Annotated in this window: 13 protein-coding genes; 10 read left to right on the forward strand and 3 right to left on the reverse strand. The window is 66.2% G+C overall.

Annotated elements, in window-relative coordinates; translation table 11 throughout:
- Positions 1 to 64: 64 nt before the first annotated feature.
- From ACCQ15_RS09530 to ACCQ15_RS09540, 3 genes are all read right to left on the reverse strand, one after another.
- Positions 65 to 961, reverse strand: coding sequence for a hydroxymethylglutaryl-CoA lyase (locus tag ACCQ15_RS09530; RefSeq protein WP_008571466.1), 897 nt, complete (start codon positions 959 to 961; stop codon positions 65 to 67).
- A gap of 106 nt (positions 962 to 1,067) precedes the next feature.
- Entirely contained in the window at positions 1,068 to 1,457 is a 390-nt protein-coding gene (locus tag ACCQ15_RS09535; RefSeq protein WP_008571467.1) for a VOC family protein, read from the reverse strand.
- Positions 1,454 to 2,251 (reverse strand): enoyl-CoA hydratase-related protein, encoded by a 798-nt coding sequence (locus ACCQ15_RS09540; RefSeq protein WP_372358944.1) that lies wholly within the window; start codon positions 2,249 to 2,251, stop codon positions 1,454 to 1,456. The genes ACCQ15_RS09535 and ACCQ15_RS09540 overlap by 4 nt, the downstream gene beginning before the upstream one ends.
- A 114-nt stretch (positions 2,252 to 2,365) precedes the next feature.
- Here ACCQ15_RS09540 and ACCQ15_RS09545 point away from each other — a divergent pair, with 114 nt between their 5' ends.
- The 10 genes from ACCQ15_RS09545 (at position 2,366) to carB (ending at position 13,880) form a co-directional block, all read left to right on the forward strand.
- Complete coding sequence (locus ACCQ15_RS09545) at positions 2,366 to 2,614, forward strand: FeoA family protein (RefSeq protein WP_003486267.1); 249 nt, start codon at positions 2,366 to 2,368, stop codon at positions 2,612 to 2,614.
- The gene (gene feoB / locus ACCQ15_RS09550) at positions 2,611 to 4,470 is read left to right on the forward strand and encodes a ferrous iron transporter B (protein WP_372381448.1); all 1,860 of its coding nucleotides are present in this window, start codon (positions 2,611 to 2,613) and stop codon (positions 4,468 to 4,470) included. Before ACCQ15_RS09545 ends, feoB begins: the two co-directional genes overlap by 4 nt.
- Before the next feature lies 1 nt (position 4,471).
- On the forward strand, positions 4,472 to 4,726 hold the full coding sequence (locus ACCQ15_RS09555; RefSeq protein ID WP_008571471.1) for a DUF6587 family protein: 255 nt from the start codon (positions 4,472 to 4,474) through the stop codon (positions 4,724 to 4,726).
- A 60-nt stretch (positions 4,727 to 4,786) separates the two neighbouring features.
- Positions 4,787 to 5,287, forward strand: a complete 501-nt coding sequence (locus ACCQ15_RS09560; protein WP_372381449.1) for a nuclear transport factor 2 family protein — start codon at positions 4,787 to 4,789, stop codon at positions 5,285 to 5,287.
- Between the two features lie 225 nt (positions 5,288 to 5,512).
- A complete protein-coding gene (locus ACCQ15_RS09565) occupies positions 5,513 to 6,715 on the forward strand; it encodes an aminotransferase-like domain-containing protein (RefSeq protein ID WP_218495453.1) in 1,203 nt (400 codons plus the stop codon).
- Positions 6,712 to 7,431: an MOSC domain-containing protein gene (locus ACCQ15_RS09570; RefSeq protein ID WP_029819290.1), complete on the forward strand. Its 720-nt coding sequence runs from the start codon at positions 6,712 to 6,714 to the stop codon at positions 7,429 to 7,431. Before ACCQ15_RS09565 ends, ACCQ15_RS09570 begins: the two co-directional genes overlap by 4 nt.
- A gap of 673 nt (positions 7,432 to 8,104) precedes the next feature.
- Positions 8,105 to 8,821, forward strand: coding sequence for a 4-hydroxy-tetrahydrodipicolinate reductase (dapB, locus tag ACCQ15_RS09575; protein WP_372172553.1), 717 nt, complete (start codon positions 8,105 to 8,107; stop codon positions 8,819 to 8,821).
- 240 nt (positions 8,822 to 9,061) lie between these two features.
- Complete coding sequence (gene carA, locus ACCQ15_RS09580) at positions 9,062 to 10,186, forward strand: glutamine-hydrolyzing carbamoyl-phosphate synthase small subunit (protein ID WP_029819292.1); 1,125 nt, start codon at positions 9,062 to 9,064, stop codon at positions 10,184 to 10,186.
- Positions 10,186 to 10,629 carry a hypothetical protein gene (locus ACCQ15_RS09585; protein WP_008571477.1) on the forward strand — a complete coding sequence of 148 codons (444 nt, stop codon included), beginning with the start codon at positions 10,186 to 10,188 and terminating at the stop codon, positions 10,627 to 10,629. Before carA ends, ACCQ15_RS09585 begins: the two co-directional genes overlap by 1 nt.
- Before the next feature lie 8 nt (positions 10,630 to 10,637).
- Positions 10,638 to 13,880, forward strand: coding sequence for a carbamoyl-phosphate synthase large subunit (gene carB, locus ACCQ15_RS09590; RefSeq protein WP_029819293.1), 3,243 nt, complete (start codon positions 10,638 to 10,640; stop codon positions 13,878 to 13,880).

A 13,880-nucleotide genomic window follows, 5' to 3' on the forward strand; every position in this document is an offset into this window, starting at 1 on the left:
TCTAGCCCAAGCCCCTGCGTGATCGCGGTGGTCGGTGATGCACGATTGCGCGGGCAGGAAAACCTCAGCCGGCGGCAGCCAACGCCTTGCCGACCTTGCTGCCGGTGTCGCGACCGAGCAGCTGCGCCAGCCAGCGGCCGGTGCGGGCCAGGGCAGGCAGGTCGATGCCGGTGGGCATGCCCAGCCCCTGCAACAGGTACACCACGTCTTCGCTGGCGACGTTGCCGCTGGCGCCCCTGGCATACGGGCAGCCGCCCGCACCGGACACGGCCGCATCGATCACGCGTACGCCTTGCTCCAGGCATGCGGCGATATTGGCCAGCGCCTGCCCATAGGTATCGTGGAAATGCACCGCCAACGCCTGCATCGGCACCGCCTGCGCCACCGCGGCCAGCATCTGACGCGCCTTGACCGGCGTGCCTACGCCAATGGTGTCGCCCAGCGAGATTTCATAGCAGCCGAGTGCGTGCAGACGTTGCGCCACATCGACCACATCGGCCACCGGCACTTCGCCCTGGTACGGGCAGCCCAGCACGGTGGAGACGTAGCCGCGCACGCGCACACCATCGAGCGCGGCCTGCTGCAGGATCGGCCGAAAGCGTTCGATCGATTCGTCGATGCCGGCGTTGGTATTGGTGCGATTGAACGCCTCCGACGCCGCGGTGAAGACCGCCACTTCCTGCGCCCCGGCCGCGCGTGCGCGTTCGTAGCCCTGCAGGTTGGGCACCAGCACCGGATATGCGATGCCCGGCACCTGCGCGATGCCGGCAAACACCTCGGCGGCGTCGGCCAGCTGCGGTACCCAGCGCGGGCTGACGAAGCTGGTTGCTTCAATCGTGCGCAGCCCGGTGGCCGAGAGTTGATCGATCAACGCGATCTTGTCGGCAGTGGCGATCGGCTGCGCTTCGTTTTGCAGGCCATCGCGTGGGCCAACTTCGACAATGCGGACGAAGTCGCTCATGCGCTCACATCGCAGCGCGCATGACGTCGTGCAGGCATCGCCGCAACCGCGTGCGTGGTGGCGGCCGAATGCGTGGACAAGGAAACCAGGGACATCGGAAAGAGACTCATGCGGGGAGGTGGCAGACCGCTTCGCAATTGTGGCCATCGGGATCGAGCACGAAGGCGCTGTAATAGTGTGGGTGGTAATGCGGGCGCAGCCCGGGCGCGCCGTGATCGCGGCCACCGGCGGCCAGCGCAGCACGATGAAACGCATCCACGCTGTGGCGGTCGCTCGCCGTCAGCGCGACATGGGTGGTGCCCGGCGCCTGCGCGTGGGAGCCCAGCCAGAGAAACGGGCGCTCGGTGCCGAAGCCGGCATGCGCGCGGCCGCCGGTTTGCGCGGCCGTCAGTTCCACCAGCAGCGTGATGCCCAGGGGCGCCAGCGCGGCCCGGTAGAACGCGGTGCTGGTTTGCAGGTCGCTGCAGGCCAGGCCGATATGGTCGATCGCGCTCACGCCATGCTCTCCGGCATCCACGCGGCGCTGCGCTTGTCCAGAAACGCACCCAGGCCTTCCTGGCCTTCGGGCGACACGCGCAGACGGGCAATCAAGGCCGCATTGGCGGCATCGATGGCATCGCGGTCGGCAGTTGGCAGCACCGAGCGCACCAGCGCCTTGGCGCTGCTGGTGGCCAGCGGCGCCGCTGCCAGCAACAGGCGAACCTGGCGTTCCACTGCGATATCCAGCTGGTCGGCGGCCACCAGCTGGTGCAGCAGACCCAGCAACTGCGCGGTGCCGGCATCGAAGATCTCGGCGGTTGCGAACCAGCGCCGCGCCTGGCGCGCGCCGATCGCTGCAACCACATAGGGCGAAATGACCGCCGGCAGCAGGCCGAGCTTGCTTTCGGTCAGGCCGAAGCGCGCCTCGGTACAACCGATGGCGATATCGCAACACGCCACCAGGCCGACACCGCCGCCGAAAGCAGCGCCGTTGACGCGCGCGATGGTGGGCTTGGGTAGTTCATCCAGGGTGCGCATCAGCTGCGCCAGCGCCAGTGCGTCGGCGGCGTTCTCGGCTTCGCTGGCGCTGGCCATGCCGCGCATCCAGTTCAGGTCTGCGCCGGCCGAAAAGGCCGCGCCATCACCGGTCAGCACGACGACGCGGACCTGCGACGCCCGGCCCGCCTCGCGTAATGCATCGGTCAACGCCGCGATCAGCGTCGCATCGAAGGCGTTATGTACTGCGGGCCGATGCAATCGCACGGTGCGGACCGCTCCGTGGTCTTCGACGATCAAGCCGGTGTCCTGCATTGCGTACGTCCATGAATGGGATGCGAACCATGATAGCGGGCCGGGTCGCCGGAGCCATGACGCGGTGCGTCGATGCTAGAATTGAGAACCATTCCTAACAATCAGGCCGTCTTTGTGACGCTGTCCGACATGCCTTTGCATCGCGCCGCCATCGTGGACTCCGTGGAGGATCGTCTCCCCAACGACACGATCGCCCGGCGCTTGCGGGAGTTGGGGTTTGTCGCAGGCGAGGAAGTTACGGTGCTGGCCACCGGGCCGGTCGGCCGCGAACCGTTGTTGGTGCAGGTGGGCTATACGCGTTTTGCCCTGCGGCGCAGCGAGGCTGCGCGCGTGCAGGTGCGCCATGCGGGAGGATCGGCATGAGCGCGGCCACCGTTCCGCTGCGTCTGGCGCTGGTTGGCAACCCCAACAGCGGCAAGACCGCACTGTTCAACCAGCTGACCGGCAGCCGGCAGAAAGTGGCCAATTACACCGGCGTCACCGTCGAGCGTAAGGAAGGCCACTTCCGCGCACCGTCCGGGCGCGACTTTGCGGTGCTGGATCTGCCCGGCGCCTACAGCCTGCAACCGGCGAGCCTGGACGAGGCGATCACCCGCGACCTGTGCCGTGGCTTTTATCCGGGCGAGCCGGCGCCGGACGTGCTGGTCTATGTGATGGATGCGACCAATCTGCGCCTGCATCTGCGCTTTGCGTTGGAACTGCGCGAGCTCGGCCGGCCGATGATCGTGGCGCTGAACATGATGGATGCCGCACAGCGACGCGGCATTGTCATCGACCTGCCGGCGCTGGAGCAGGCGCTCGGCGTGCCGGTGGTCGAAACGGTGGCGGTGCGGCGCGGTGGTGCCAAGGTGCTGGTCGAGCGGCTCGACGCGCAGGCGGCACGCCTGACGGCGCCCGCCGCCAATCCGCCGGCCGACGGTAATTATCACGCGCTGGTGCGGCAGATCCTGGGCGCAGCGTTGACCATGCCCACCCGCACCTCGCGCGTGGACGATGCGCTGGACCGCTGGCTGCTGCATCCGATCTGGGGCCTGGTCACGCTGGCGGTGGTGATGTTCATGATCTTCCAGGCGGTCTATGCCTGGGCTGCGCCGGTCATGGACCTGATCGACGGCGGCACCGCCGCCTTGGGCGAGTGGGTCGGCGCGACGTTGCCGGAAGGTCCGCTCAACAGCTTGCTCAAGGATGGCGTCATCGCCGGGCTGGGCGGGGTGATCGTGTTCCTGCCGCAGATCCTGATCCTGTTCGCCTTCATCCTGGCCTTGGAAGAATCCGGCTACCTGCCGCGTGCGGCGTTTCTGCTCGATCGCATGATGTCGGTGGCCGGTTTGTCGGGGCGCTCGTTCATTCCGCTGTTGTCGAGTTTTGCCTGTGCGGTGCCGGGCATCATGTCCACACGCAGCATCCAGGACCCGCGCGACCGGCTCGCCACCATCATGGTCGCGCCGCTGATGACGTGTTCGGCGCGGTTGCCGGTGTATGCGTTGTTGATCGGCGCCTTCATTCCGCAGAAGACCGTGTGGGGCATCTTCAACCAGCAGGGACTGGTGCTGTTCGGGCTGTATGCTGCGGCCATCGTCAGTGCGCTGCTGGTCTCGTGGACGATGAAGAAATGGCGGCGCGACAAGAGCGAGCACCCGTTGATGCTGGAGCTGCCGTCCTACCGCGTGCCGCAGGTACGCGACTTGGCGCTGGGGCTGTGGGAGCGCGCCTGGATCTTCCTCAAGCGCGTGGGCGGCATCATCCTGGCGCTGACCATCCTGCTGTGGTTCCTGCTGTCGTTTCCCGAGGCGCCGGCCAATGCCACCTTGCCGGCAATCGACTACAGCTTCGCCGGTCGTATCGGCCACGCAATGGCAGTGTTCTTCGCACCGCTGGGCTTCAACTGGCAGATCTGCATCGCATTGATTCCCGGCCTGGCCGCACGCGAAGTGGCGGTGGCCTCGCTGGCCACGGTGTACGCGTTGTCTGCTGCCGACGACGACGCGGCAGCGCAGGCGTTGTCGCCGTTGATCAGCGACGGGTGGTCGCTGGCCACCGCGTTGTCGCTGCTGGTCTGGTACATCTACGCACCGATGTGCATCTCCACGCTGGCCACGATCAAGCGCGAAACCAACTCGTGGAAGCAGATGACCATCAGCGCGGTGTACCTGTTCGCGCTGGCCTACCTGGCGTCGCTGGTGACCTACCAGCTGGCCGTGCTGCTGGGGGCCGGCTGAGATGACGCTTTCGCTTACGCTGCAATACCTGGTGATCGCCATCGCAGTGCTGGTCAGCCTGTGGGTGGTGATGAAGAAACAGTTTCCCGGTGTGCTGCGTCGCCTGCGTGGCGCGCTCGCGCTTGGGCTGCTGCGCAGCGGGCGGCCGGCATGGGTGCAGGCACTGGGGCGTCGCGTAGCACCGCCTGCCGCCCAAAACGTCTCCGCCTGCGGTGGTTGCGACAGCTGCGGCCCGACACCGCCCCGCAGCCATTGACCCCCGTCGTCTGGTCTACACTTGCGCGGCCGCAGGACGCGGCCAGACAAGGGGGCGGTGATGCGTTTGCTGGTGTTGTTGGCGGTGCTGGCCGCCGTTGCGGGTCTCTATAACTATGGCGGCAACGCGCTCGACGAGAAGCAGGTGCGCGATTTCTATGCCGCGCACGACAAGGCGATGTTGAGCCAGGACGGCGAGGCGCTCTGCGCAATGACCGCGCCGGAATTCGAAATGGTGGTGCTGTACCGCATGGATTCCCATCAGCAGCGGCAGACCGCCAACCGCGAGAAATATTGCAAATCCAACGGCGAATGGGCGCAGGTGCTGCGGCAGATGAGTCACGTGGCCGATCCGGAAGAGCTGATCGACTACAAACAGTCCATCACCAAGATCGATATCGCCGCAGACGAACATTCGGCGATGGTCGAAACGCGTGCCACGCTCGGTCTGCCGGGCGTGCGCATGACCTTTCGCACACGCGACAAGGTGATCTGCAAGCGCTGGAAGACGCTCATCGCCCACAGCGAAGGCACCGCCTGGGTCGGCCCGGCGTATCAATAAGCGCAGCTGACCAAGTGACTGCGCTTGCCCCAGCGGCGCGGTCGTCGCTGGATGCGGCCTGTGCGATGCAGACAGGGCAGTTGCAATGCGCGCTCCACGGTTGGCTGGCGATTGCCGGCGACGTGCTGCCGGTCTCCCGGCTCCGTGCCGGGTCAGGCGAGCGGCCAGCGCTCCGTCGCTGCACTGCACAGCGCCGCAACCACTGGCGTTCGCTATGCTTGCGCCATGACGACTTCCTTCCAGATCTCCCGACGTGCGCAGGCGCTGACCAGTTCGGCGATTCGCGAAATCCTCAAGGTGACCGAACGGCCGGAGGTCATTTCCTTCGCTGGCGGCCTGCCGTCGCCGGCCACCTTTCCGGTGGAGCGCATGCGCGCTGCCAGCGACCAGGTGCTGCGCGACGCCCCGCAGGCGGCCTTGCAATACGGCCCAACCGAAGGTTATGCGCCGCTGCGCGAATGGGTGGCCGCGCGGCTGAGTCGCGATGGCGCCAGCATCCGGCCCAGCCAGGTGCTGATCACCACCGGCTCGCAACAAGGCCTGGACCTGCTCGGCAAGGTCTTCATCGACGAAGGCAGCAAGGTGTTGGTGGAAACGCCGAGCTACCTGGGCGCGTTGCAGGCGTTTTCTTTGTTCCAGCCCGCCTTCGTCGGCATGCCCTCGGACGAGGACGGTGTGGTGGTGGATGCGCTGGATCCGGCGCTGCTGGCCGATGCGCGCTTTCTGTACTGCCTGCCGAATTTTCAGAATCCCACCGGCCGGCGCTTGCCGTTGGCGCGTCGCCAGGCCTTGGTGGCGCGTGCTGCCGAGGCAGGCGTGCCGATTGTCGAAGACGACCCGTACGGCGAGCTGTACTACAGCGGGCAGCCGTTGCCGAGTCTGTTGGCGATGAACCCCGAAGGCGTCATCTACATGGGCTCGTTCTCCAAGGTGCTCGCGCCGGGTTTGCGACTGGGTTACGTGGTGGCGCCCGAAGCGGTGTTGGGCAAGCTGATCCAGGCCAAGCAGGCGGCCGATCTGCATACCCCATCGTTTACCCAGCGCGTGGTGTACCAGACGCTGCAGGACGATTTTCTCCAGACCCATATTCCGCAGATCCGTGCGCTGTACGCGCGCCAGTGCAGCCTGATGCTTGAGGCACTGGACCGGCACTTCCCGTCGCAGGTGCAATGGAATCGCCCGGAAGGCGGCATGTTCTTGTGGGTGACCTTGCCGCCGGGGTTGGATGGGACCGCGTTGCTGGCGCGGGCCATCGCACGCAATGTCGCGTTCGTACCCGGCGCGCCGTTCTTCGCCACCTTGCCGCAGACCAATACGCTGCGTCTGTCGTTCGTCACCGTGCCCGGCGAGAAGATCGATGCCGGCATCCAGGTGCTGGGCGAGTTGCTGCGCGAGGCGCTGGCCGAATTGCCAGGGCTGGGTGCGTGACGATGGCGACCGCAGAGCAGGGTGCGCCGATCGCGATCAGGATCGACCACGTCGCCATCGGCAGCGCGCGCGACTTCACTCGACCTGGCAGCCGCAGTGCGATCGACAAACGTCCGCTTCAGGGAGCGGTGCAGGTCGGCCTCGAAGGCCTGGAGGGCGACGAGCAGGGCGACCGGCGCGTGCATGGCGGGCCGGACAAGGCCATCCATCATTATCCGCGCGATCACTACGCCGCCTGGCGCGACGAACTTGGTCCGCACGTGCTGCTGGAGACGGTAGGTGCCTTCGGCGAAAACCTCAGCAGTGTGGGCGTGACCGAAGCCGATGTCTGTCTTGGCGATCGCTTCACCTTGGGCACGGCGGTGGTGGAGGTGTCGCAGTTGCGACAGCCGTGCTGGAAGCTGTCGGACCGTTTTGGTGTGCGCGAGCTGGCGCGCCGTGTACAGGAAACCGGCCGAACCGGTTGGTATTACCGCGTACTGCAGCCGGGCAGCGTCGCGGCCGGCGACCTGCTGACCCTGCAGGCGCGGCCGCATCCGGATTGGCCGCTGTCGCGTCTTCAGCAGGTGCTGTACGCCCGTCAGGTCGATGTTGCAGCTGTCACCGCGGTATTGCAGCTGCCGCTCGTGCCGTCCTGGCGCACGCTTTTCGAACGCCGCCTGCAGCGTAGCGAAGTGGAAAGCTGGAGCAAGCGGCTGGACGGTGTCGGCGATTAGAGCGTGTTATGCACGTTGGGATGGGATGCGTTGGCCGCCAGCGGCACGGAGCAAATGCGGAGCGGCGCCGGCTTGTCTGGCGCCAACGCAAGCCAAGCCGGCGCGCGCTCCGTGCGCCGACGGCCAACCCTCCGGGAAGCGCCCTGTGACGCGCCGATGCCGCGTTGCGCCCCTTGCCCAGGCACCCAGCCTGGGGTCGCAGCGCACGCCTTCTTAACGCGCCACGGGACGTTTCGCGCTCACCGCAAAGCGCATAACACGCTCTAAGCGCGGCTGACAAAGCTGCTGCGCAGTGCCAGGCGGATGTGGTCGCTGCGTCCTTGGCTAGTACAGCACCGTTATGCGCTTGCGCCGCGCATTCCAGGCCTGGGTGACGATGGCGCGCTACGTTGCGATAGCCACGCGTAGAGCGGCCGACATCACCGCCTACATGGTTGGGTGCATGCCGGGTGCGGAGTGGGCAAAGTCCGGTTGCATTCCCGCGGTTCTCTACTTCTCAGCACCCATCCAGGAGCCGTTCGCCAGGCCTCGTCGCCCACCCCGAAGGCGACCGGTCGCCTCACCACGCAATGCCGCATCGTGCGCAATGCGGCGCCGCGGTGACGACTCGCTAATCGCAAATCCCCAATCCCGGCTATCGTGTACCACCCACATCGCCAAGCCAGCCGCCGCCATGACAACCTCTGCTGTGAAAGTTCTGATCCACGGGGCCTCCGGGCGGATGGGCAAGGCGTTGCTGCGATTGGCTGCCGAAGACCAGAGCTTGCAGGTGGTTGGCGCCGTGGTGGGCCGCTCGCCCTCCCAGCGCGTGGTCGATGGGGTGCCGTTCTTCGCTGCCAGCGAACTCGGCGGCGCGCCTGCGTTCGATGTGGCCATCGATTTCAGTCTGCCGCAGGGCTTCGCACCGATCCTGGCGTTGTGCGCACAGCGCGGCAAGCCGTTAGTGTCCGGTACTACCGGGCTCGACGAGGCGCAGCGTGCGGCCTTGCGCGATGCCGCCCAGCAGATCGCGCTGGTGTGGGCGTCTAACTTCAGTCTCGGCGTTGCGGTGCTGACAGAGCTGGTGGAGCGCGCGGCCGGCACCTTGCCGGGTTGGGACTGCGACATCCTCGAAGCGCATCACGTGCACAAGCAGGACGCGCCCTCCGGCACCGCGTTGACGCTGGGCGAAGCGGCGACCGGCAGCGGCGCCCAGCCGCGCTATGTCAGCTTGCGTGCCGGCGACATCGTCGGCGAACACGCCGTGCAGTTCACCGGGCTGGGCGAGCGGGTCGAGCTGGTACATCGCGCAACCAACCGCGACATCTTCGCGCGCGGTGCCTTGCATGCGGCCAAGCGGCTGATCGGCAAGCCGGCAGGCAGCTACCGCGTGCGCGATCTGGTGCTGTGAGCACGCCTGCAGCCATGCATGAACGGTAGCCGCACGCGGCGGCCTATTCATGCCTCGGCATTGCTGCCGCGACTGCATCCGGTGCTCTTCAGACTGGCATGGCGGGGCAGTTGCCTTTACAATTCTCGCTTGCCCGAACCAGCGTCGGACCGGTCCCCAGCACCGCGTCCGCGCTTTGCTGCAACCGGAATTTGACCGGGAGCGCATCGGAGTCCCAGGCAGCCAGAGCGAGACCCCCACGTGACCCAACCCGCAATCCTTGTCCTCGAAGACGGCACCGTGTTCGAGGGCGAATCCGTAGGCGCCAACGGGCTTTCCGTCGGTGAAGTGGTGTTCAACACCGCCATGACCGGCTACCAGGAAGTCCTGACCGATCCCTCCTACGCCCGCCAGATGGTCACGCTGACCTATCCGCATATCGGCAACACGGGCTTCACCGATCAGGACGACGAAGCCCGCAAGATCTGGGCGGCCGGCCTGATCGTGCGCGATGTGCCGCGCCGCCCCAGCAACTGGCGCAGCCAGGTGGCCTTGCCGGAATGGCTGCAGGCCCGCGGTGTAGTCGCCATCTCCGGCATCGACACCCGCAAGCTGACCCGCCTGCTGCGGCAGAAGGGCGCCCAGAACGGTGCGCTGATGGCGGGCGAGATCGACGTCGAAAAAGCGCTGGAAGCCGCGCGCAAGTTCCCCGGCCTGAAAGGCATGGATCTGGCCAAGGTGGTCTCGACCGAGAAGACCTACCTGTGGACCGAGGGCCAGCTGGATCTTGATGCCAACGCCTTCGTCAGCGTGCCGGCCAAGTACAAGGTCGTGGCCTACGACTACGGCGTGAAGCTCAACATCCTGCGCATGCTGGCCGAGCGCGGCTGCGACGTTACGGTGGTGCCGGCGCGCACGCCGGTGGCCGAGGTACTGGCGCTGCAACCCGATGGCGTGTTCCTGTCCAATGGCCCGGGCGACCCGGAGCCGTGCGACTACGCGATCGATGCGATCAAGGAATTGATCGCGCAGAAGGTGCCGACCTTCGGCATCTGCCTGGGCCATCAGTTGCTGGCGCTGGCCGCCGGCGCCAAGACGCTGAAGATGACCACCGGCCATCACGGCGCCAACCACCCGGTGCAGGATCTGGACGGCGGCCGGGTGATGATCACCTCGCAGAACCACGGTTTTGCGGTGGATGAAAGCACCTTGCCGGCCAATGTGCGGGTGACCCATCGGTCGTTGTTCGACGGCACCAACCAGGGCATCGCGCTCACCGACGCACCGGCGTTCTCGTTCCAGGGCCACCCGGAAGCCTCGCCGGGACCGCGCGATGTGGGGCCGTTGTTCGATCGGTTCGTGGATCTGATGGCGGCACGCGCCTGATGAAAACGGGGCTGGCCTCGCTGCCGCGCACACGCCATTGGCGGGTGTTTGCGTTGGCGATGCTGGCGCTGTCCGCGTATCCGGCCTTCGTGTTGATTGCGGTGTATTCGCAGTGGCTGGGTTCGGGCCTCCCCGGCGGGCGCAACGGCCCGGCCGATGCCTACCGACACAGCCTTGCGAGCGCCATCGTCGCCTACAGCTTGTCCCCGCGTTGCGTGGATTGGGTGACTGCCGTGATGGAACGCGGTGGCGTTGGCACGCCGAGCCGCGCGATGGATGCGCATAACAACGGGATTGGCGCGCGCATCGGCGCCGCCGCTCCCAGCTGGGCCGCGATGCAGCGAGAGGTTCGCGCCGCGGTCGACCATGGCGCGATCGATGCCCGATCGCCCGACCAAATTACCTGGCTCGCCGCTACGGCGTGGCAGGACCGACTTTACTGAGGACCCCCATGCCAAAGCGCACCGACCTTAAAACCATCCTCATCATCGGCGCCGGCCCGATCGTCATCGGCCAGGCCTGCGAGTTCGACTACTCCGGCGCGCAGGCGTGCAAGGCGCTGCGCGACGAGGGTTACCGCGTGGTGCTGGTCAACAGCAATCCGGCCACCATCATGACCGACCCGAACATGGCAGACGCCGTGTACATCGAGCCGATCAACTGGCAGACGGTCGAAAAGATCATCGCCAAGGAAAAGCCCGATGCCCTGCTGCCGACCATGGGCGGGCAGACCGCGCTGAACTGCGCGCTGGACCTGGCCGACCACGGCGTGCTGGAGAAGTACAACGTCGAGCTGATCGGCGCCAAGCGCGAAGCGATCCGCATGGCCGAAGACCGCGAGCTGTTCCGCGTGGCGATGGGCGAGATCGGGCTGGATTGCCCGACGGCGGCGGTTGCCCACACGCTGGAAGAAGCGCTGGAGATCCAGACCCGCGTCGGTTACCCGACCATCATCCGCCCCAGCTTCACCCTGGGCGGTAGCGGCGGCGGCATCGCCTACAACCGCGAAGAGCTGATCGAGATCGTTGGCCGCGGCCTGGAACTGTCGCCGACCACCGAAGTGCTGGTGGAAGAATCGGTGCTGGGTTGGAAAGAATTCGAGATGGAAGTGGTGCGCGACACCGCCGACAACTGCATCATCGTGTGCGCCATCGAAAACCTCGACCCGATGGGCGTGCACACCGGCGACTCGATCACCGTGGCGCCGGCGCAGACGCTCACCGACAAGGAATACCAGCGCCTGCGCGATGCCTCGATCGCGGTGCTGCGCAAGATCGGCGTGGATACCGGCGGCTCGAACGTGCAGTTCGGCATCAGCCCGACCACCGGCCGCGTGGTCGTCATCGAAATGAACCCGCGTGTGTCGCGTTCCTCGGCGCTGGCCTCCAAGGCCACTGGTTTTCCGATCGCCAAGGTCGCCGCCAAGCTGGCAGTGGGCTACACGCTGGACGAATTGAAGAACGAGATCACTGGTGGTCTGACCCCGGCCTCGTTCGAGCCGTCGATCGACTACGTGGTCACCAAGATTCCGCGCTTTGCGTTCGAAAAATTCCCGCAGGCCGATGCGCGCCTGACCACGCAGATGAAGTCGGTGGGCGAGGTGATGGCGATGGGCCGCACCTTCCAGGAATCGCTGCAGAAAGCGCTGCGTGGCCTGGAAACCGGCAAGATCGGCCTGGATCCGACCGGCCTGGACCTGAGCAGCGAAGACGACATCGCCACGCTCAAGCGCGAGCTCAAGGCACCGGGCCCGGAGCGTTTGTTCTACGTCGCCGATGCCTTCCGTGCCGGCATGACGGTGGCCGATGTGTATGCGCTGTCGTTCATCGACCCCTGGTTCCTGGACCAGATCGAAGAAATCATCAGCCACGAACAGCAGCTGGCCGACGACGGCATGGCGGCGCTGGATGCACCGCGCCTGCGCATGCTCAAGCGTGCCGGGTTCTCCGATGCGCGCATGGCGCAGCTGATCGGCAGCAACGAAGAATCGGTGCGCACGTTGCGCCGCGCGCTGAAGGTGCGGCCGGTCTACAAGCGCGTGGATTCGTGCGCTGCCGAATTCGGCACCAGCACAGCCTATCTGTACTCGACCTACGAGGACGAATGCGAGGCGCTGCCGACCGATCGCGACAAGATCATGATCCTGGGCGGTGGCCCCAACCGCATCGGCCAGGGCATCGAGTTCGATTACTGCTGCGTGCACGCGGCACTGGCGCTGCGCGATGATGGTTTCGAAACCATCATGGTCAACTGCAATCCGGAAACTGTCTCCACCGATTACGACACCTCCGACCGCCTGTACTTCGAGCCGCTGACGCTGGAAGACGTGCTGGAAATCGTCGAGCTGGAAAAACCCAAGGGCGTGATCGTGCAGTACGGCGGCCAGACTCCGCTGAAGCTGGCGCGTGCGCTGGAAGCCAACGGCGTGCCGGTGATCGGCACCTCGCCGGACTCGATCGACCTGGCCGAAGACCGCGAGCGTTTCCAGCAGTTGGTCGACAAGCTCGGCCTGAAGCAGCCGCCGAACCGCATCGCCCGCAATGCCGAAGAAGCCTTGGTGCTGGCACGCGAAATCGGCTACCCGCTGGTGGTGCGCCCGAGCTACGTGCTGGGCGGCCGTGCGATGGAAATCGTCTACGGCGAGTCCGACCTGGCGCGCTACGTGCGCGATGCGGTCAAGGTCTCCAACGATTCGCCGGTGCTTCTGGACCGCTTCCTGGACAATGCGGTGGAAGTGGACGTGGACATCATTGCCGACAAGGACGGCAACGTGCTGATCGGCGGGGTGATGGAACACATCGAGGAGGCCGGCGTGCATTCGGGCGATTCGTCGTGCTCGCTGCCGCCATATTCACTCTCGCCGCAGACCCAGGCCGAGCTGCGTCGCCAGGTGGTGATGCTGGCCGAAGGCTTGAACGTGGTCGGCCTGATGAACACCCAGTTCGCGGTGCAGGTCAACGAAGCGGGCGACGACATCGTGTACCTGCTGGAAGTGAACCCGCGTGCCTCGCGCACGGTGCCGTTCGTGTCCAAGGCGATCGGCATGCCGCTGGCCAAGATCGCTGCACGTTGCATGGCCGGCAAGACGCTGGCCGAGCAGGGCGCCACCAAGGAAATCGTGCCGGACTATTACTCGGTGAAGGAAGCGATCTTCCCGTTCGCCAAGTTCCAGGGTGTGGACCCGATCCTCGGGCCGGAGATGCGCTCCACCGGCGAGGTGATGGGCGTGGGCCGCAGCTTCAGCGCCGCGTTCGCACGCGCGCAGGAAGCCGGTGGCATCAAGGCGCCGCCGGTCGGCAAGGCCTTCGTCTCGGTGCGCGACCCGGACAAGCAGCGCGTGCTGCCGGTGGCGCAGGCGCTGGTGGAGCGTGGCTTCACGCTGGTGGCCACGCGCGGTACCGGTGCGTGGCTGCAGCAGAACGGGCTGAGCTGCGAAATCGTCAACAAGGTGGCCGAAGGCCGCCCGCACATCGTCGATTCGATCAAGAACGGCGAGATCGTCTACATCGTCAACACCACCGAAGGTCGCGCCGCCATTTCGGATTCGTTCTCGATCCGCCGCGAAGCGCTGCAGCATCGCGTGACCTATTCGACCACTGTCGCCGGCGCCAAGGCGCTGGTGCAATCGCTGGAATTCCGCGGCACCGGCCCTGTGTGGTCGCTGCAGGAACTGCACAAGGAGCTGGAAGCATGA

The sequence above is a fragment of the Xanthomonas sp. NCPPB 1754 genome (assembly GCF_041475725.2).
Taxonomy (GTDB): Bacteria; Pseudomonadota; Gammaproteobacteria; order Xanthomonadales; family Xanthomonadaceae; genus Xanthomonas; species Xanthomonas euvesicatoria.

What these genes read in the sequence shown, in the direction of transcription:
- dapB (WP_372172553.1), top strand. Translation starts at nt 8,105, where the DNA reads ATGACAACCTCTGCTGTGAAAGTTCTGATCCACGGGGCCTCCGGGCGG.
- carB (WP_029819293.1), top strand. Translation starts at nt 10,638, where the DNA reads ATGCCAAAGCGCACCGACCTTAAAACCATCCTCATCATCGGCGCCGGC.
- ACCQ15_RS09555 (WP_008571471.1), top strand. Translation starts at nt 4,472, where the DNA reads ATGACGCTTTCGCTTACGCTGCAATACCTGGTGATCGCCATCGCAGTG.
- ACCQ15_RS09540 (WP_372358944.1), bottom strand. Translation starts at nt 2,251, where the DNA reads ATGCAGGACACCGGCTTGATCGTCGAAGACCACGGAGCGGTCCGCACC.
- ACCQ15_RS09585 (WP_008571477.1), top strand. Translation starts at nt 10,186, where the DNA reads ATGAAAACGGGGCTGGCCTCGCTGCCGCGCACACGCCATTGGCGGGTG.
- ACCQ15_RS09560 (WP_372381449.1), top strand. Translation starts at nt 4,787, where the DNA reads ATGCGTTTGCTGGTGTTGTTGGCGGTGCTGGCCGCCGTTGCGGGTCTC.
- feoB (WP_372381448.1), top strand. Translation starts at nt 2,611, where the DNA reads ATGAGCGCGGCCACCGTTCCGCTGCGTCTGGCGCTGGTTGGCAACCCC.
- ACCQ15_RS09565 (WP_218495453.1), top strand. Translation starts at nt 5,513, where the DNA reads ATGACGACTTCCTTCCAGATCTCCCGACGTGCGCAGGCGCTGACCAGT.
- ACCQ15_RS09530 (WP_008571466.1), bottom strand. Translation starts at nt 961, where the DNA reads ATGAGCGACTTCGTCCGCATTGTCGAAGTTGGCCCACGCGATGGCCTG.